The 18,050-nt window shown below is 55.3% G+C and carries 15 protein-coding genes and 1 other RNA gene; 4 read left to right on the top strand and 12 right to left on the bottom strand.

Going from position 1 to position 18,050, the window contains the following annotated elements; all coding sequences use genetic code 11:
* Nucleotides 1-19: 19 nt before the first annotated feature.
* From alaS to EVJ28_RS00135, 3 genes are all read right to left on the bottom strand, one after another.
* Nucleotides 20-2,662, bottom strand: coding sequence for an alanine--tRNA ligase (gene alaS / locus EVJ28_RS00145; protein ID WP_131457323.1), 2,643 nt, complete (start codon nucleotides 2,660-2,662; stop codon nucleotides 20-22).
* Between the two features lie 310 nt (nucleotides 2,663-2,972).
* Nucleotides 2,973-5,183: an SF1B family DNA helicase RecD2 gene (gene recD2 / locus EVJ28_RS00140; RefSeq protein WP_201738310.1), complete on the bottom strand. Its 2,211-nt coding sequence runs from the start codon at nucleotides 5,181-5,183 to the stop codon at nucleotides 2,973-2,975.
* 67 nt (nucleotides 5,184-5,250) lie between these two features.
* Nucleotides 5,251-5,937 carry a magnesium and cobalt transport protein CorA gene (locus tag EVJ28_RS00135; protein WP_131468661.1) on the bottom strand — a complete coding sequence of 229 codons (687 nt, stop codon included), beginning with the start codon at nucleotides 5,935-5,937 and terminating at the stop codon, nucleotides 5,251-5,253.
* 118 nt (nucleotides 5,938-6,055) lie between these two features.
* Between EVJ28_RS00135 and EVJ28_RS00130 the strand changes: the two genes are divergently transcribed.
* Both EVJ28_RS00130 and EVJ28_RS00125 read left to right on the top strand, forming a co-directional pair.
* Nucleotides 6,056-6,604, top strand: coding sequence for a VOC family protein (locus EVJ28_RS00130; RefSeq protein ID WP_236633982.1), 549 nt, complete (start codon nucleotides 6,056-6,058; stop codon nucleotides 6,602-6,604).
* A 62-nt stretch (nucleotides 6,605-6,666) separates the two neighbouring features.
* The gene (locus tag EVJ28_RS00125) at nucleotides 6,667-6,942 is read left to right on the top strand and encodes a hypothetical protein (RefSeq protein ID WP_131457329.1); all 276 of its coding nucleotides are present in this window, start codon (nucleotides 6,667-6,669) and stop codon (nucleotides 6,940-6,942) included.
* Nucleotides 6,943-7,004: 62 nt separating this feature from the next.
* Here EVJ28_RS00125 and EVJ28_RS00120 read toward each other — a convergent pair whose 3' ends face one another.
* From EVJ28_RS00120 to cymR, 4 genes are read right to left on the bottom strand one after another with little or no spacing between them, the layout of a single operon-like run.
* The gene (locus EVJ28_RS00120; RefSeq protein WP_201738311.1) at nucleotides 7,005-7,670 is read right to left on the bottom strand and encodes a tetratricopeptide repeat protein; all 666 of its coding nucleotides are present in this window, start codon (nucleotides 7,668-7,670) and stop codon (nucleotides 7,005-7,007) included.
* 4 nt (nucleotides 7,671-7,674) lie between these two features.
* The gene (mnmA, locus tag EVJ28_RS00115; protein ID WP_131468654.1) at nucleotides 7,675-8,796 is read right to left on the bottom strand and encodes a tRNA 2-thiouridine(34) synthase MnmA; all 1,122 of its coding nucleotides are present in this window, start codon (nucleotides 8,794-8,796) and stop codon (nucleotides 7,675-7,677) included.
* Nucleotides 8,797-9,933, bottom strand: coding sequence for a cysteine desulfurase family protein (locus EVJ28_RS00110; RefSeq protein ID WP_131487788.1), 1,137 nt, complete (start codon nucleotides 9,931-9,933; stop codon nucleotides 8,797-8,799).
* Nucleotides 9,934-9,950: 17 nt separating this feature from the next.
* Nucleotides 9,951-10,358 carry a cysteine metabolism transcriptional regulator CymR gene (gene cymR / locus EVJ28_RS00105; RefSeq protein WP_131468652.1) on the bottom strand — a complete coding sequence of 136 codons (408 nt, stop codon included), beginning with the start codon at nucleotides 10,356-10,358 and terminating at the stop codon, nucleotides 9,951-9,953.
* A 60-nt stretch (nucleotides 10,359-10,418) separates the two neighbouring features.
* Between cymR and EVJ28_RS00100 the strand changes: the two genes are divergently transcribed.
* Complete coding sequence (locus EVJ28_RS00100) at nucleotides 10,419-11,726, top strand: replication-associated recombination protein A (RefSeq protein WP_131457337.1); 1,308 nt, start codon at nucleotides 10,419-10,421, stop codon at nucleotides 11,724-11,726.
* Between the two features lie 24 nt (nucleotides 11,727-11,750).
* On the opposite strand, the gene EVJ28_RS00095 is transcribed toward EVJ28_RS00100, so the two are convergent.
* The 3 genes from EVJ28_RS00095 to EVJ28_RS00085 all read right to left on the bottom strand — a co-directional run bounded on the left by EVJ28_RS00095 (nucleotide 11,751) and on the right by EVJ28_RS00085 (nucleotide 14,090).
* Nucleotides 11,751-12,518, bottom strand: coding sequence for a tRNA threonylcarbamoyladenosine dehydratase (locus EVJ28_RS00095; protein ID WP_131468650.1), 768 nt, complete (start codon nucleotides 12,516-12,518; stop codon nucleotides 11,751-11,753).
* Nucleotides 12,519-12,613: 95 nt separating this feature from the next.
* Nucleotides 12,614-12,800: non-coding RNA, 6S RNA (ssrS, locus tag EVJ28_RS00090), on the bottom strand.
* Between the two features lie 75 nt (nucleotides 12,801-12,875).
* The gene (locus tag EVJ28_RS00085) at nucleotides 12,876-14,090 is read right to left on the bottom strand and encodes a DASH family cryptochrome (protein ID WP_131469635.1); all 1,215 of its coding nucleotides are present in this window, start codon (nucleotides 14,088-14,090) and stop codon (nucleotides 12,876-12,878) included.
* A 344-nt stretch (nucleotides 14,091-14,434) separates the two neighbouring features.
* Between EVJ28_RS00085 and EVJ28_RS00080 the strand changes: the two genes are divergently transcribed.
* Nucleotides 14,435-15,082: a YczE/YyaS/YitT family protein gene (locus EVJ28_RS00080; protein WP_131487786.1), complete on the top strand. Its 648-nt coding sequence runs from the start codon at nucleotides 14,435-14,437 to the stop codon at nucleotides 15,080-15,082.
* 50 nt (nucleotides 15,083-15,132) lie between these two features.
* Here EVJ28_RS00080 and EVJ28_RS00075 read toward each other — a convergent pair whose 3' ends face one another.
* Nucleotides 15,133-16,167: a zinc-binding dehydrogenase gene (locus EVJ28_RS00075; protein WP_131487783.1), complete on the bottom strand. Its 1,035-nt coding sequence runs from the start codon at nucleotides 16,165-16,167 to the stop codon at nucleotides 15,133-15,135.
* Nucleotides 16,168-16,265: 98 nt separating this feature from the next.
* Nucleotides 16,266-17,978: an ABC transporter ATP-binding protein gene (locus EVJ28_RS00070; RefSeq protein WP_131468644.1), complete on the bottom strand. Its 1,713-nt coding sequence runs from the start codon at nucleotides 17,976-17,978 to the stop codon at nucleotides 16,266-16,268.
* Nucleotides 17,979-18,050 lie beyond the last annotated feature (72 nt).

The raw sequence follows: 18,050 nt of genomic DNA, 5'->3' as shown, positions 1-18,050 counted from the left end.
GTTTGCACTTCACATTCTATTATGCCAGTGATTGAACGTAATGTGAAGCAAACTTCAATGCTTCGTCCAGTTTTGTCGCATCACGACCTCCGGCTTGCGCCATATCAGGACGGCCGCCGCCGCCTCCACCGCAACGAGTCGCGACTTCTTTAATCAATTTCCCGGCGTGGAAACCGCGGTCGTTCAAGTCTTTTGTCACACCTGCGACGAGGTTGACCTTGTCGCCGTTCGCTGATCCGAGAATAATGACGGCTGATCCAAGTTTTCCTTTCAACTCGTCGACCATGCCCCGGAGCGCATCCATATCTTGTCCGTCGACACGTTTAGCGATCAATTGGACGTCGCCGTACGTCTCGATCGAATCTGTGAGCGTTGACGCCTCGATGTTCGCAAGTTTGGCTTTCAACGACTCGGTCGCCCGTTCCGTCTCTTTCATTTCAACTTGAAGCGCTTGGACGCGAGTAGGCACTTCGAACGGTTTCGTCTTCAACAGTTTCGCAGCCGCTTCAAGCGTCTCGATATGTTGGTTCATGACTTCATACGCGCCAGCGCCTGTGACTGCCTCGATCCGGCGAGTCCCGGCCCCGATACCTGACTCAGACAAAATTTTGAACAACCCGATTTCAGCCGTGTTGGCGACGTGGCAACCTCCGCATAGCTCGACCGAGTAATCACCGGCCGCGACGACGCGGACGACGTCCCCGTACTTCTCTCCGAACAGCGCCATCGCTCCCTTCGCTTTTGCGTCGGCGATGTTCATCTCTTCGATATCGACACTGATCGATGCCCAAATCTTCTCGTTCACTTGACGTTCGATCGACTGGAGTTCTTCCGCTGTCACTTGACCGAAGTGCGAGAAGTCGAAGCGGAGACGGTCCGGTGTCACGAGGGATCCGGCTTGATTGACGTGCTCACCGAGCGTGTCTTTCAAAGCGCGGTGCAACAAGTGCGTCGCCGTATGGTTCTTGATGATCGCTTGGCGCTCGTCTTTATCGACCGTAGCTGTCACCGCGACCTCAGCCTTGGCGATTCCTGAATCGACGACGACCGCATGCAAGTTTTGACCGTTCGGTGCTTTTGATACACCCGTGACGCGCAAGACGAAGTCCGTCCCGACGATTCGGCCTTTGTCACCGACTTGACCGCCGCTCTCGGCGTAGAACGGGGTGTGGTCAAGGATGACTTGCGCCTCTTCTCCTGCCGCGACGACGTCCGCAAGCTCGCCGTTATGAATCAAGCTGACGATTTTCGCTTCAGACTCAAGGTCCGTGTACCCGACGAATGATGACGGGAGCTTGATGTCAGCGAGGACACCGGATTGAATTTGCATCGACTCGACGTCAGCACGCGCCGTACGGGCCCGTTCACGTTGTGCGTTCATCGCTTGCTTAAATCCATCCTCATCGACCGTCAACTTGTGATCTTCTGCGTATTCGATCGTCAACTCGAGCGGGAAGCCGTACGTGTCGTATAGACGGAACGCGTCTTCTCCACTGATCACGTTCGATCCAGTTGCTTTTTGTGCTTTCGCGACTTCGTTCAAGATCGCAAGGCCGTCGTGAAGCGTCTCGTGGAAGCGCTCCTCTTCGTTCTTGATGACTTTTTTGATGAAGTCCTTTTTCTCACTCACTTCTGGATAGAAGTCGACCATGATGTCGCCGACGACGTCGACGAGTTCAAACATGAACGGACGTTCGATCCCAAGCATCTTCGCATAACGGACGGCACGACGGAGCAGACGGCGCAACACGTAGCCGCGGCCTTCGTTTGACGGGAGTGCCCCGTCCCCGATCGCGAACGATACGGTCCGGATGTGGTCGGCGATGACTTTGAACGCCACGTCTTTACTGTTGTTAGCCCGGTACGTCTCACCGCTGATTTTTTCTGTCTCGCGAATGATCGGCATGAACAAGTCGGTGTCGAAGTTCGTCGGCACGTCTTGAAGCACACTCGCCATTCGCTCGAGTCCCATCCCTGTATCAATGTTTTTACGCGGGAGCTCGGTATAGTTACCGTGACCGTCATGGTTGAACTGGCTGAAGACGATGTTCCAAATTTCAAGGTAACGCTCGTTTTCGCCGCCTGGATAAAGTTCCGGGTCGGTCGGGTCGTCACCGAACGCCGGGCCGCGGTCGAAGAAGATCTCCGTATTCGGGCCAGACGGGCCTTCGCCGATCTCCCAGAAGTTTTCTTTGAGCGGGATGATCCGGTCAGCAGGAACACCTAACTCGAGCCAAATTTGTTTCGCTTCCTCGTCGTCCGGGTGAATCGTTACCGACAAAAAGTCCGGGTCAAGCCCGTACCAGTCGTCGCTCGTGAGTAGTTCCCAACCCCATTTGATGGCGTCTTCGCGGAAATATTCACCGACCGAGAAGTTCCCGAGCATCTCGAAGAACGTATGGTGACGCGCCGTCTTCCCGACGTTCTCGATATCGTTCGTCCGAATCGACTTCTGGGCGTTGACGATACGCGGGTTTGCCGGAATGACGCGGCCGTCAAAATATTTTTTAAGCGTCGCGACGCCTGAGTTGATCCAAAGAAGTGTCGGGTCCTCGACCGGTACGAGTGAGGCACTCGGCTCGACCGCGTGTCCTTTTGACTTAAAGAAATCTAAATACATTTGGCGAATCTCGGCGCCAGTTAATGGTTTGAGCGGTTTCATCAACAATTCCTCCTTATTCTGAACGAAACGAAAAAAAAGCGATGCCCATCCCTGTGGAAAGGGACGAAAGCATCGCTTCGTGGTACCACCCTCGTTCGCACGGATTTACCGTGCCTCGAAACATCCGATAACGCGGATGAGACGCCCAGGGTGAGTGGGGACTCCAGACTAGCTTCGGTCGACCGACCCCCATCTTCTCACAGCCTAGGAAGATGTCTCTGGTGAGGCGGTTACGACGTACTCATTTCCTTCATCGTCTTTAATCGTTTCAGTTTTCTATTGGTCATTATCACATGTCAGAAACCAGACGTCAAGACTTGCCGCCAAGCCGTTCGACGAGTTTTGTCCGCCGCACCGGCTCTTCTTCCCGCGTCGCCGCCTCGAGCGCCCGGACGTCGCCGAACAAGAGCAAACTCTTCTTCGCCCGCGTGACGGCCGTATAGATCAAGTTGCGCGACGAGCGGAACCCGCCGTTGAAGAAGACGGGCATGAGTACGATCGGAAACTCGGAGCCTTGCGACTTATGGATCGTAATCGCATAGGCGTGGGTGAACTGGTCCCATTCGCTGCGGTTGTATTCGACCTCGGTCTGGTCGAAGCGGATGTAAATCTTATCGACTTTGTCGACGTTCTCTTTGGCGAAGAAGATGTTCGTGATCTCGCCGATGTCACCGTTATAGACGTTCTCTTCGGCGTTGTTGACGAGTTGGAGCACTTTGTCGCCGCTCCGGTACGTCCGATTGCCGTGTTTTACTTCCCTTGCCGCCGACTTCGGATTGAACACGTTTTGGAGCGCCTCGTTCAACCCATCGATGCCGCACACCCCCCGATACGTCGGGGCGAGCACTTGGATATCGAACGGCGAATAGCCTTTTCGCAGTGCGGCGCCGGCCATCTGACAGATCGCCTGCAGCGCCGTCTCTTGGTTCGCTGTATAGAAGCGGCGGTCCGGCAACGCCGCGAGCAAGTCGTCCGGCATTTGTTTCGCGTTGAGCGCGTGCGCCAGGCGCAGGATGCTCGATTCGGACGCCTGGCGATGGACGACGTCGAGCCGGACGACAGGGATGCCGCCGGTCGCCATCAAGTCGGCGAGCACTTGGCCCGGTCCGACCGACGGGAGTTGATCACGGTCACCGACGAACAAGATTTTCATCCCGTTCGGCACGGCCCGCAATAGGCTGCGGAACAAGAAGATATCGATCATCGACGCCTCGTCGACGATCAACACTTTGCCGACGAGCGGGTTCGTGTCATCGACTTGGAACGAGCTACCGTCAAACTTGAGCAACCGATGAATCGTCGAGGCCGGCAGCCCGGTCGATTCACTGAGCCGCTTGGCAGCGCGTCCGGTCGGTGCGGCGAGGACGAACGGGAACGGTTGGTTCGGTACCGGCTCGAGTTTCCAATCGAACACGTCGCTGAGCGCGTGGATGATGCCGCGGACGACGGTCGTCTTCCCTGTTCCCGGTCCGCCGGTGAGCACCATGAGCGGGGACTTCAAGGCGAGCTCGATCGCTTCGCGCTGTTGTTTGGCGTACTCGATCGAGAACATCTCCTCGACCCGGCCGACCGCATCAAAGATCGTCGTCATATCGACGTCTTCCGTCGTCGATGTCGACATGATCCGGGCCAGTTCTTCGGCTGCTTTGCGTTCAGCCCGGTAGATGCGCGGATGATAGACGACGCCGTCCTCGACGATGATCCGTTCGTCCTTGACGAGCGTCTCGAGCGCGCCGTTGAGCGCCTCGCCCGGGTCGCCGCCGATGATGCGCGGCATCTCGTTCGCGAGTTGATCGGCCGTGACGAACAAGTGTCCGTTCCCTTGCTCGAGTTCGAGCACATACAATACCGCCGCCGCGATCCGCTCCGGATGGATGCCTTGAATCCCGAAGTGGGCGGCGATGGCGTCTGCCGTCTTGAAGCCGATGCCTTGCACGTCATACATGAGCGCGTATGGATTCTTTTCAATCGTCTCCATGGCCCGACCTTCATACTCTTTATGAATCTTCGAGGCGAGTCGCGGTGTCACGTCGAACGGGGCTAAAAACAGCAACAGCTGGTCGACCCCATATAAGACGTTCAACCGCTCGGTGATGACGCGGGCTTGTTTTTCTTTCAACCCTTCGACTTTCGATAAGACATCGGGATGCTTGACGATCTGGTCGATACAATCGTCACCGAGCGTGTCCGCGATTTTTTGTGCCGTCTTTTGGCCGATCCCCGGAAACGATCCGTTCGTCAAAAAACGGACAGCAGCTCGCTTCGTCATCGGGACGACGCGGCGGATCCAATCCGCTTTCATCTGTTTGCCAAACCGTGGATGGTCGACGAGACGGCCGTGCGCTTTGTACGTCTCGCCTTTCTCAATGCCGACACCGACGCCGGCGATGACCATTTCGGTCTCGTCTGTCTCAAAATTTTTCTCTTTTATACGTACGAGCGCAATGGTATGCGCTTCTTCTTCCGATTGAAACAGGACGCGGATGACTTTTCCTGTCAACTCGTAAGGTGCTGCTATCATTCGAGCCACCTCCAGCTAGTTTTCCATTCCCCATTATAGCCCGAGTTCGAACGGTAGAACAAATCGACTAACTGAATAGATTCAAGATTTGCTCGAGTTGATCGAGATTGAGCCGCTCGAGCAGCCTAATCAATTGGTCGATATCGACCCGATTTAAGATGCGTTCGAGTTGCTCCAAGTCGACGGTCTCTAGCAACCGCTCGAACCGTTCGAGTTCACCTGAGTTGACGTATCCTTCAAGCCGGTCGAATAGCTCGGTCCGCTCGATGCGGAACAGCTGCTCGAGTGACGGCCGTTGAATGAAGAAGACGAGCCCGGCGGCCGCTACGTGGACACCCCAGTTGAGAACGACGTGACCGAGCCGTACCGTCTGTCCGACGAACGGGATGAGCGGGATGAACGAGAGTTGCAAGACGATGATGACGAGTTGAACATACGGGTTCGGGATGAACCAGGCGGTGAGCGCGAGCAGTGCTGGGACGACCCACGCCACACCGACCGTCCCGAGCGTCTTGGTCCACGACCGGTTTGATGACAACAGCCAATGCATGAGGATCCCGATGACGAGGAACGTCACAAATAATAACAAGAGCGTCGACGTCGCCCGCTCTGACTCGACGACGACCCGGTACAACAGATTGTTCGTCCATTCTCCCGTGGCAAGCCGTTCATCGACCGCTGTAAATAAACGTCCGAGCATGAACCATTCGACAATGAAAAATACGACGACACTAAATAAACTAAGTATGCGCATAATGTCTCCCCTTTCTAGCGTTCCCCTTCTTTTCCCCGAACCTGAAACAAGCTATGCACGTTTTTCGGTGAATCAAAGCGGGAACTGTCGAAGTGAAACCATGAAGGAGGAAACAATGATGACGAAACGGCTACCAATCAGTGGACTATGTGAACTCGTCTTAGAAGTGACCGACATGACGGAGGCCGTCGATTTTTGGCACGGAAAGCTCGGTCTGCCGGTCGTCGAGCAATGGGTCGGCGATGACGCCGAACCGAGTGCGTCGCAAGAAGGGGCGAACGAACCATGGGCGACATGGCTGTACGTCGGCGGCAATACGCGGCTCGGTCTATGGCTGAAGCGTGACTTTACGACAGACGAGGAAGAAAATCGCCAGCAGCAAGTGACCGAATGGGACACACTGTATGACGAAGGCGGCACCCACGTCCATTGCGCCTTTTTCGTGCCGATGAACTCGTTCGATCAAGCGCTCGAGGTGCTCGAGGCGTCAGCGATCCCGACGAAGCTGCGGACGTGGGACGAGGACGAGACGGTCAACGGCAAAGAGCGCTCGGCCTACTTTAAAGACCCGAGCAAGAACGTCATCGAATTGTATACGAAAAATATGGACGAGGCGTACGGCGAGTTTGCCGGCGAGCCGGTGAAGATCACGACGAAACAGCTATGATTCAAATTAAGTTGAAGTAAACCACGTGATAAGATGAGAGAAACTGGAAAAGGACGTGACTTATGAAAGCTGTCTCGCTTCTTACTGCGGCTTGCCTCGGCTTGTTGACGTATTTGCTTTACTTTGTGATTGATGCGTTTCCCACGCTCGATCGACCGACCTCTTTTTTCACACTTACCTTGTTATCATTCGTGGCGATATTCGTGATCTTGATCGACGGTGTGCGTAAGTCTAAATCGGGTGGCCCGGTCATGTGGAGCTATATCGCTCTCGCCTGCACACTCCTGCTCGCGGCTGGGAATCTTTTCATCTGGTTCATCGGACGATTGGCCATCTAGACAATTCGTACGTCAAAAAAGTGCCTTCGCATGTCGCGAAGGCACTTTTGTTTAGTGTCGATTCAATTCCCGAGCAACGCATCCATCTTCGCTTTCGCGTCACGCGCGAGCTCATGGTCCGGTTGCAGTTCGAGTACGCGTTCAAGTTCGGCGTACGTCTTGTCCTGCTCTCCGAGGAACGCATAGGCGATCGCCAAGTTGTAGCGGGCGTCGGTATGCGACGCATCCAAGTCGAGCGTGTCTTCGAGTGCTTCGACCGCCATGTCGAGCTGCTCGTTTTGCGCGAGCGCGAGACCGTATTGGAACGTGATCTCGACGTCTTCCGGCGCTTGCGCTTTCGCTTCACGAAGTCGCGGCAACGCGCGGACGAAGTCGCCCATCGCCTTGTACGTCAAGCCGAGCATAAAGTGCAAGTCTGCATCATTCATGCCGGAAAGGAGCGCTTGTCGAAGCGACGCTTCGGCCAAGTCGACTTGTTCGAGCTCATAGGCGAGCGCGCCTTTCGCGTAATGGGCCGCACCGAACGCATTGTCGAGTTCGAGCGCCTTGTCGTAAAAGACGACCGCCCGTTCATGGTCACCGATCGCTTGAAGCAGTGTGCCCATGTTGACGTAACCGGTCGGGTCCGTCGGGTTCGCCTCGATGGCGTCGTTGAAATGTTTGGCCGCTTGTTCAAATTCACCTTGCTGCATCGCTTGGATGCCTTGTTCGTTTGCGTTCACTGTCATCACCTCATCCGATATAGTCGAGTTGTTTCCCGTTAATATACGCTTTGTCGATCGTCGCCCCGCCTAGACAGATATCCCCGTCATAAAAGACGACGGCTTGTCCTGGCGTGATGGCACGTTGTGGCTCATCAAATTTGACGAGTACTTCGCCACCTTCGAGCGGCGCGATCGTTACCGGCACGTCTTGTTGACGATAGCGGAACTTCGCCGTCGCCCGGAATTCCGCCTCAGGAGCCGAGCCGGTCCACGACAATTGTGACGCGAAGAGCGCGTCTGAATAGAGCGCGTCGTGGTGGAAGCCTTGGCCGACGTAGAGGATGTTCTTCTCGACGTCTTTCCCGACGACAAACCAAGGCTCTCCGTCTCCACCGATGCCGAGACCATGCCGCTGACCGAGCGTGTAATACATGAGCCCGTCGTGGCGTCCTTTCACAACCCCGTCGAGCGTCTGCATCTCACCTGGTTGTGACGGCAAATATTGACCGAGGAACTCTTTGAAGTTCCGTTCACCGATGAAGCAGATGCCGGTCGAATCTTTCTTCTTCGCCGTCGCGAGTCCAGCAGTCTCGGCGATGACACGGACGTCTTTTTTGTCCATGTGCCCGATCGGGAACATCGTCCGCGCGAGTTGGTCTTGCGACAATTGGTTCAAGAAGTACGTTTGATCCTTGTTGTCATCTTTCCCACGCAACAGGCGGTGCTCGCCGTCGACGAACTCGACGCGGGCGTAATGCCCTGTCGCGACGAAGTCGGCCCCGAGTCGGAGCGCATGATCAAGGAACGCCTTAAACTTGATCTCTTTGTTACACATGACGTCCGGGTTCGGTGTCCGCCCGAGGCGATACTCGGCTAAGAAATATTCAAAGACGCGGTCCCAATATTCTTTCTCGAAGTTGACCGCGTAGTACGGGATCCCGATTTGGTTGGCGACCGCGATGACGTCCTCATAGTCTTCTGTCGCCGTGCAGAATCCAGACTCATCCGTATCATCCCAGTTTTTCATAAAGATCCCGATGACGTTATACCCTTGCTCTTTTAACAGATGGGCCGTCACCGAAGAATCGACGCCGCCTGACATCCCGACGACGACCGTCGTGTCTCCAGGGGCTTTTGTTCGTAAGTTCATCTATCTCACTCCGTTCATAAATGTCGAGACGACCTCATGTAGTCGTTCGGCGAGCCGTGTCACGTCATCGACCGTGTTGCCCAGTCCAAAACTGATGCGGACCGATTGTTTCGTCCGGTCAGATTGACCGTACATGGCCGTCAGCACGTGCGACGGCTCAATCGTTCCAGCCGTGCAGGCACTGCCGCTCGAAATGGCATAACCACGTATATCCATCATGATCAGGAACGGCTCAAGCTCGATGCCCGGCAGGTACAAGTTGACGATGTGCGGCAAGCGGTTCGCCCCGTTCACTTCGTACTCGACGCCAAGTTCATCAAGCGTGTGTAGCAACGTGTCAGCCATCTCTCGGTAAGCTGTCACCCGCTCGTTCCGTTCGGCCATGACCAGTTCGGCCGCTCGGCTAAATCCGACGGCACCCGGAACGTTTTCCGTGCCGGCTCGACGTTTCCGTTCTTGTTGTCCTCCAAAAGAACGCGTCGCTAATTTTACACCTGTTTTTATAAAAAGAAAACCGATACCTTTCGGACCGTTCACTTTATGTGCCGACGCCGACAACAAGTCGACGCCGAGCGCGTGCACGTCGATCGTTTCTGTGCCGAGCGCCTGGACCGCGTCCGTATGGAACAACGTATCCCGGTCGGCTAGCAAGCCCCCGATGTCAGCAATCGGTTGGATTGTCCCGACCTCGTTATTGCCGTACATGACCGAGACGAGGATCGTATCGTCACGGAGCGCGTCTTTGAGCGCAGCGACCGATACGGCACCGGACTCGTCGACGTCTAAGTACGTCACGTCGAACCCTTCACGCTCGAGTTGCTCCATCGCATGCAAGACGGCGTGGTGCTCGACTTTCGTCGTGATCACATGCTTCCCTTTGTGTTGGTTCGCATAAGCCGCGCCGAACAAGGCGTAATTGTCTGACTCGGTCCCGCCCGACGTGAAGACGATCTCGTTTGGCGTCGCACCGATCCATGTCGCGAGCGTCCGGCGTGACGCGTCGAGTGCCGCCCGAGCTTTCCGGCCGACACCATGTATGCTCGACGGATTGCCGTACTGCTCTAAAAAATAGGGAGTCATCGTCTCGAGCACCTCAGGACGCATCGGCGTCGTGGCCGCGTGGTCAAAATAGTTCATATCCGTTCACCTCATCATTAAATATAGAACATGTAGCCTTCTGAATCTTCTTCCGCGAGATCGGCGAGTGTCGTTTCTTCTAACACCGTCTCGATCGCCGCTTTGATCTTGTCCCAAAGTTTTCGCTTCACGGCGTCGTCCGTCTCCGAGTCTTCGACGATCGTCAGCGGGCCTTCGAGCAATCGAATGATCTCACCGGCCGTGATGTCGCGCGGTGATTTGACGAGCTGATAACCGCCGTAGGCACCGCGGACACTTTTGACGAGACCGCCGTTACGGAGCGGGCCGATCAATTGTTCCAAGTAATGTTCTGGCAGTTCATGGCGCGCCGCGATTTTCTTCAAACTGAGCGGTTTGCTGTCCGTCTCACGGGCAAGCGCGATCATGATCGTTAAACCATAACGGCCTTTAGTAGATATTTTCATATTGGTTTCTCCTTCTGTTATACTGTTCGAACAAACGTTTGTCGAAAGGAACGTGTCCGTATGAGTGATTTATTTCAACAATCGAATAGCGGGCCGCTCGCCAACCGGATGCGCCCGGAGACATTAGACGAAGTCATCGGTCAACGCCACATCATCGGTGAAGGCAAGCTGTTGCGCCGCGCCATCGAGGCCGACCGGCTCGGCACCATTATTCTTTATGGTCCGCCCGGCACTGGCAAGACGACGCTCGCTCGCGTCATTTCAAACTATACGAAAGCGACGTTTGTTCAATTGAACGCCGTCACGGCAAAACTAGATGAGCTGCGGAGCGTCATCCGTGCAGCCGAATCTCGTTTTGATTTCGAGCAAGAGCGGACGATTTTATTTTTAGACGAGATCCATCGTTTCAATAAACTGCAACAAGATGCGTTGCTCCCGGCGCTAGAGGCCGGCAAGCTCGTCTTGATCGGGGCGACGACCGAAAATCCAAGTTTCGAGGTCAATGCGGCGCTATTGTCGCGCGCGACCGTGTTTCGGCTCGAGCCGCCTGGACAAGACGAGCTCCGGGTCGTGCTTGAGCGTGCGCTCGCCGACAAGAAAGGGCTCGGCAACTACCCGGTTGAAATCGAAGACGCGGCCGTTGACCATTATATCAAAATGGCGGACGGTGACTACCGTGTCTTGTTGAACGCGCTCGAACTGGCCGTCTTGACGACGCCGGAAGTCGACGGCAAGATCCAAATCACGCTCGACGTCGCCGAAGAGTCGATCCAACAAAAAGCCATCAAATACGATAAGACGGGCGACCGACACTATGACGTCATCTCGGCGTTCATCAAGTCGATCCGCGGCTCGGACCCGGACGCCGCCCTGTACTGGCTCGCCGTCATGATCGAGGCGGGCGAATCGCCGCGCTTTATCATGCGTCGCCTGTACGTTCACGCGGCCGAAGATATCGGTCTCAGCGACCCGAACGCGCTCGTCATCGTCGACGCGGCCGCACGGGCGAGCGAACATATCGGGTTCCCGGAGGCACGCATCCCGATGGCCGAGGCCGTCCTCTATCTGGCGACGGCACCGAAGTCGAACGCCGTCATCACCGCGATCGACAAGGCGATCCATCACGTCCGGACGGTCGAAGGTGGTCCCGTCCCGGTCCATCTCCGTGACGCGCATAGCCCTGGGGCACGCGAGCTCGGTAATGGCGCCGGCTACAAATATCCACATGACGAGAAAGACGGGTACGTCCCGCAAAACTACTGGCCGGAAAACTTGGCCCGGAAACGTCCTAAATATTATACACCGACGAGCCGTGGCTTCGAGCAACAACTCCAAAAACGGCTCGACTATTGGGAAAAACGACGCTGACTCATTCGAGTCGGCGTCGTTTTCTTAGTTCTGGATGCGATTGATCTCGACACCAGCCGTCTCGAGCATTTGATTGATGACGTACCCGGCGGCGACGAGTCCTGCGACCGACGGCACGAACGCGTTCGAGCTCGGTGGCATCTTCGCTTTACGGATCGGGGCGTCTTTCTTACCGACGACCTCGTTCACGTCCTCGCGCGTCACGATCGGTGACTCGTCCGAGAACACGACCGGCACGCCTTTATAGATATTATGTTTACGCAAACGCGTCCGCACCATCTTCGCGATCGGATCGTATGACGTGTCTTTAATGTCGATGACTTGAATCCGGGTCGGGTCCATCTTGTTGGCCATCCCCATGCTCGAGATGACCGGGATACCGCGACGTTTACACTCGACGATCAAATGGATCTTATAGATGATCGTATCTGACGCGTCGATGACGAAATCGACGTTTTGAGCGAAGAACTCTTCGAACGTCTCTTCGGTATAAAACATCTTCAACTGGACGAGTTCGACGTCCGGATTGATGTCGAGCAGACGCGCCCCCATCGCCTCGACTTTCGGTTGTCCGACTGTCGACAAGAGCGCGTGGATTTGACGATTGACGTTCGTGATGTCAATATCGTCCTTATCGACGAGCACGATTCGACCGACCCCGCTCCGGGCAAGCGCTTCGGCCGCGAACGAGCCGACACCGCCGACGCCAAGAATGGCGACCGTCTTCCCTTTCAACGTTTCAATACCTTCTTGACCGATAGCCAACTCATTACGTGAAAACTGGTGTAACATAATCTTCCTCCAAATTAATACTATTTTTTCACACTATTTTACTCGGAATTATAATCAAAAAAAAGACGTCTAGCGACGTTTTTACAATAAAATCGATGGGGCCCGGAGTGCCGTGACGATGCCCTGCTTTTGAACCTGCTTAAGCAGGTGGGTGATCTAGCGTCCCCTTCACAAGTCCTCCTGCACGTGATGAGGCAGTTGATCCGGCTGGCAGTTCGATCTCCCGTATTCAAAGTGTTGGCTCAAAATAACGAAGGCGGCTCTCGTACACCTCAGGTATCCCATCTGTTGTCCTTACTATAGCACTACCTGTAAAAAGAAGTCAATCAGAAACCACGATTTCTAGTGACGGTTTCGTCACATCCACGTGTCACGAAACGCACGCGTCGGGTCATACGTATCTTGTTGGCGTGAGACGTTGAAACGCCGGTCGCGTGAATCGTTGCCGACACCGGCCTGATACGCCCAATTGCCATAATTGCTGGCGACGTCATAGTCGATGAGCATCGCTTCGAAGTAGGCCGCACCATAGCGCCAATCTTGTCCGAGCTCTTTGGCGAAATAGCTCGCGACGATTTGCCGGCCCCGGTTCGACATCCATCCCGTCGTGTTCAATTCGCGCATGAACGCGTCGACGAACGCGACGCCCGTCTCGCCTTGCTGCCACCGATGAATCACGTCCTCGTCCATTTTCCACGCCTTGTCCTTCGAACGTATCCCTTGGCGACGGAACAACCGCTTCCCTTGCTCGAGCGCGACCCATTGGAAAAACTCGCGCCACAACAGTTCAAAATAGAGCCAATATGTCGACTCGTTCGCCCCGTGCTGTCGTTCATGAAGCTCTAGTTCATGGAGCACACGCCGCGGCGAGAGCGAACCATTGGCAAGAAAAGCCGACAACTTGGATGAGTCGTCGACCCCAAAGCCGTTCCGTGTCTCTTTATACGTGCGGACGGGACCTGCCAAATAGTCGCTCAGACGTTTCCGCCCCGACGTCTCGCCGCCTTGAAACGGGAATGCGGACCGGGCGTCAAGCATCGGACGCTCGAACGGGACAGGAAACGGGAGCGGACGCGACTGACCTGAGCTCGTCCGCTCGATCAGCTGTTCAGGACGGGCATCGTCCTCGACCGCTTTTCGGAACTCGGTGAACAAAAACGGCATCTTTTTAAACGGGATTTCGGTGCGTGGGTACAGTGTGAACCCGTCGAACGATTGCCACTCCCCTTGCCAACGCGCGATGACGTCTTTTTCAAGCAATCGTTCGTTCAATCCGATCGACCGTTGAAACAACAGCCGGTCTGTCGGGTCGAGGATGTCGAGCGGATGACCGACATGGACATGGAGCGGGATCCCGAGCGCGTCGAGCGATCCGGCCAAGTCTTCTAGCGACTCTTTTAAAAATTGAAGCCGTCTGTCCCCGAGCGGGATGACGCCGAAACGATTTTCGTTCAGCTCGTCCTCCCTTATAAAGTAATGCCCCTCGATCGCTTCATCATGTTTTTGCGCCTCTTCGAGTGGCCGATGGTCATCGATCCGTAAATCGTTCTGATACCAAATAATCGTCTTCATATTCTTCGCCTCCTGGCTCTATTATGCGTGATGCATCTGCCATCAATCGTGTCGAACCTGTTCGAAATATGTTTTCATTTCCGCAACGTGTGGAATATAACTCTTTAGAGAAGAGAAAGGGGTGCAACAACATGGCTAGAAAAGGAAAATTCGGTACACTCATCAAAGTCGCGACGGCGGTCGCTCCGTTCGTCTACAATTATTATAAAAAGAACAAAGCAAAAAAAGCAGAAACACCTAAAAAATAATCAATGGCGTCTCAGCCAAGCTGAGGCGTTTTTTTCTTGCCTTGAAACCAATTATGATATGATGATGGAACATTTTAGGGGATCGAGGCGACCAATATGCAGGCGGTATGGATACAATCTTTACGAATCAGTTTGAAGTGGGCGTTGTTCATGGGCGGTTTGTTCCTGCTCGCCCTCGGATCGTCGATGATGATCACGGCCGACCTCGGCGTCTCGACGTGGGACGTGCTCCATCTCGGGCTCGCCCGACACACGCCGCTCTCGGTCGGGACGATCATCCTCCTCGTCGGCCTGTTGCTCGTCTTATGCAAATACATATTGGACCGCATCCGACCCCAGTTCGGGACGCTCGTCAACGCCGTCTTCGTCGGCGTGTTCATGAACTTGATCCTCGACCACCACTTGCTGCCGACGCTCGATGGCACCGCACTCAACATCGCCTGGCTCGTCCTCGGCATCTTCGTCATCGGCATGGGCGCCGGTCTTTATGTTGCCATCGGTTACGGCGCCGGCCCGCGTGACGGACTGACGCTCGCCTTGGCCGACCGTTTCAATACGTCGGTCCGCATGATGCGGACGTGGATGGAGCTCTCGGCCTGCTTGATCGGCTGGGTGCTCGGCGGTCCCGTCTTTTTCGGGACGGTGCTGTCGATTTTCTTAATCGGTCCGTTCTTCCAGTTTTGGCTCGAACAGTTCCGTCGACTCGTCTCAGTCATCGACCGGACGAAAGCCGATATCGCCTGAATTTAAGAGAGGAAATCGGACTCAAGGGGTCTGATTTCCTCTCTTTACTGTTACGGGACGAGGACGATCTTACCGACCTTGCCTTGCTGTTTAAAATACGTTTGCGCCGCCCGGGCCTCTTCTAACGAGAACGTCCGGTCGACGACCGGCTTGATCTGACCACTCGAAATCGCTTGGAGCATCGCTTTGAATTCCGCTCGCGTCCCGAGCACCGATCCGTACATCGTAATGTGCTTCAAGTAGAGCGTCCGGAAATCGAGATCGGCCCGTTGTCCCCCGGCCGATCCGGATATGCAAAACTTACCGCCATTCTTCAATACATCGAGCGACGTTGCGAACAACGCATCCCCGACGACGTCGAGCACGGCATCGACCGGTCCACCGTTCGCTGCTAAAATCTCGTCCGCGAGCGTCTCCGACCGATAGGAAACGACGTGGCTCGCCCCGAGCGCTTTCAGTTTCGGCGCGTCTTTCAAATCGCCGATGATGGCGATGACGTTCGCTCCGAACACGTGCGCTGCAATCTGCACGTTCAACGAGCCGACACCGCCGCTCGCACCGGTGACGACGACCGTCTCACCAGGACGGATTTGAATTTGCTCGTTCATGTGCCACGCCGTCAACCCGCTCACCGAGAAGACGGCGCTATCGACGAAACTGTCGAGCGGCATGTCATAACAAAGCTCGGCCGGCCAGACGACATATTCCGCATAACCACCGTCATATTCCGAGCCGATGAACGACATGTCGGGAGCGATATGCTCCGCACCGTCCGCCCCACTCGACGTGAACGGGAACAAGACGACACGCCGGCCGATCATCCCTTCATCCACTTGATTCCCGACCCCGACAATTTCTCCGGTAATATCTGATCCTGGAATCCGGGGAAACTGGACTCCCTCCGGACGCCAGCCCGACTCCTGATCCGTCCCGTACGCCCCTTCTCGCATCCATATCTCCGTATTGTTGATGCCGCACGCCTGTACGCGAACGAGCACCTCATCGTCTTTCGGTGTCGGGACCGGAACGTCGACGACCTGTAATTGATCGACGTCACCGTATCCGATAACTTGAACTGCTTTCATCAATTCATTTCCTCCTCACACATACACTGATGCTTGTTTATACCCATTTTACGCAAAACAGCCACCAAGACTTGAATCACTGGTGGCTGCCCGACTAGTTAGAGCTGCTGCCGTCTGAGCAGCCCGGCGAAGACGCCGCCTTTGGCACTCAACTCGTCGTGCGTGCCGTCCTCGACGATGCCGTCGGCGGTGACGACGAGGATGCGGTCGGCATTCTTCACGGTCGCAAGACGGTGCGCGATGATGAGCGTCGTCCGGTCGGCCGCGAGTTCCGTAAGCGACTCTTGGATGATCGCTTCCGTCTCGGTGTCGAGGGCGGACGTCGCTTCATCTAAGATCAAGACCGGCGGGTTTTTCAAGAACATGCGGGCGATGGCGATCCGTTGTTTCTGTCCGCCCGACAGTTTCAGTCCCCGCTCTCCGATCTGCGTGTCGAGCCCGTGCTCGAGTTCGTCGACGAGCGAATTCAAATGTGCCTTCTCGACCGCGTGCATGACTTCCGCGTCGCTCGCCTCGAGCTTGCCGTAGGCGATGTTCTCGCGAAGTGTCCCGGCGAACAAGAACACGTCCTGCTGCACGATCCCGATCTGGCGACGCAGACTCTCTTTCGTCATGTCACGGATGTCGATCCCGTCGATCGTGATGGCCCCAGCCGTCACGTCATAAAAGCGTGGGATGAGCGAGCAGATCGTCGTCTTGCCGGCACCGCTCGTCCCGACGAGGGCGACCGTCGACCCGGTCGTGATGTCGAGGTCGATATGCGTCAACACTTCTCGGTAGTCCGAGTAGCCGAACGAGACATCGTGGAAAGCGATGTTCCCTTTCAGTGAACTGACCTCGACCGCATCCGGACGGTTCTCGATGTCCGGTGCCTCATCGATCAGTTCTGTGAACCGTTTGAAGCCGGCCATCCCTTTCGGATACATCTCGAGGAGCGCCGTGATCTTCTCGACCGGTTTGATGAGCAAGTTCATATACAAGATGAAACCGACGAGCTCACCGTATGTCAATTCGTTTTCATACGTCAAGTACGCCCCGTAGACGAGGACGAGCAATGTCATGAGCCGTGTCGTGATATAGATCCCGGCGAGCGACTTACTCATGACCCGATACGCTTCGATCTTCGAACCGCGATAGAAGTTGTTGTCTTGTTGGAACCGGTTGATCTCGAACGTCTCGTTCGTGAACGACTGGACGACACGCGCGCCAGAGACGCTATCTTCGACGCGGGCGTTCACTTCACTGATGTTGCCGTACATCTTCTGCCACGCCTTGTTCATGTTTTTATTGGCGTACGTGATCATGATGACGAGGAATGGCACGGCGATGACCGTCACGAGCGCAAGTTGCGGATTGATCGAGAACATGATCCCGAACGCGCCGAGCAATGTCATGATGGCGATGAAGAAGTCTTCCGGGCCGTGGTGTGCCACTTCGCCGATGTCGAACAAGTCGTTCGTGACCCGGCTCATCAAGTGACCGGTCTTATGGTTGTCGAAGAAGCGGAACGATTGCTTATGGATGTGCGTGAACAATTCTTCGCGCATATCGGTCTCGATATTGATCCCGAGCTTATGTCCCCAATAGTTGACGACGTACTGCATCATCATGGCGAGTATGTACAGAATAAGCAAACCGATACTGATGATAATGATCCAATTCCATTCGCCGCCCGGTAACAGAACGTCGATGAACCATTTCACAGCGAGCGGGAAGCCAAGCTCGAGCAGGCCGACGAGGATGGCGAACGTGAAATCAAGGATGAATAACTTCTTATGTGGACGGTAATAACTAAAAAAACGTGAGATCATTTCCTTTCCCCCTTCTAAACAAATAGTTTACGCTTTTTTGCAGGAAGTGGAAAATGGGAAGCACGTCTTTTT

It is taken from the genome of Exiguobacterium sp. SH3S3 (assembly GCF_004337115.1).
GTDB lineage: Bacteria > Bacillota > Bacilli > Exiguobacteriales > Exiguobacteriaceae > Exiguobacterium > Exiguobacterium aurantiacum_A.
The sequence above is the reverse complement of the archived record's forward strand: the minus strand, read 5'-3'. Positions and strand labels throughout refer to the sequence as shown.